The sequence below is a fragment of the Bartonella sp. AD328YNZD genome (assembly GCF_042196425.1).
Genome location: NZ_JBHIQG010000623.1, coordinates 1 through 943, shown reverse-complemented (window position 1 = coordinate 943; position 943 = coordinate 1). Strand labels below are relative to the sequence as shown.

At 33.7% G+C, this 943-nt stretch carries 1 protein-coding gene and 1 pseudogene; both read left to right on the top strand.

Annotated elements, in window-relative coordinates:
* Positions 1-156: pseudogene (locus ACFIO3_RS14095) on the top strand (alpha/beta hydrolase); the annotation flags it as partial.
* 323 nt (positions 157-479) lie between these two features.
* A partial coding sequence (tyrS, locus tag ACFIO3_RS14090; protein ID WP_375704687.1) for a tyrosine--tRNA ligase occupies positions 480-943 on the top strand: 464 nt, incomplete at its 3' end.

The window sequence follows — 943 nt, the reverse complement described above, 5'->3', positions numbered from 1 at the left end:
AAAGGTATCATCATCACACAAGAAATATTGGAAGAGGCTAATCACTTTTTCAGTGGATGTCATGAAGAACTTATTGAACGATGTGCACACTATTTGGATAACCATATCACCAATGAACTTCTCGCTCCTCCTCCTGAAATACTTTCACTAACTTAGAAAAATACAAGAACTTCATAAAAAAACAGCAAAAGCCGCTTCTGTTTACAACTGAAGTAATTTACTGTTACAGAATGTATTTGCAACTTTCCTAAATTTCATTTCAGGGTAGAAATTAGGATAAAGAGTTCTTCTTTCTATTACTGTGGAGTGTTTTTTTAGCGTAAAAAAGGAATAATACCTGTATTATTATCTTTAATTATTAATATATTTCGTTCTTTTGTGATATGTGCGTTATTTATGGTAGATAACGCATTAATAATTCATTATACAATCGCCTATTATATACAATAAATACACTCTTAAATTAGGAAATTAAATCTGTGTTTGCCTTTAAATCTGATTTTTTACACATTATGAGCGAACGTGGTTTTATCCACCAAATTTCAGATGAAAAAGGCTTAGATGATCTTTTTTCAAAAGAAACTGTAAGCGCTTATACTGGATTTGATCCAACAGCATCGAGTTTACATGCTGGAAGTCTTCTTCAGATTATGATGCTTTATTGGTTACAAAAAACGGGTCATCGCCCCATTGCTTTAATGGGCGGAGGAACCGGATTGATCGGTGATCCTTCCTTCAAAGATGAAGCACGACGCCTCCTGACACAATATGATATTGCTGCAAATATTGATGGTATAAAAAAAGTATTTGCTAACTATTTGACATTCGGTGACCGAGAAACCGATGCTTGTATTGTGAATAACGCGGAATGGTTATGCAATTTAAACTACTTAGAATTTTTGCGTGATGTAGGAAAGCATTTTTCTGTCAACCGTATGTTGTC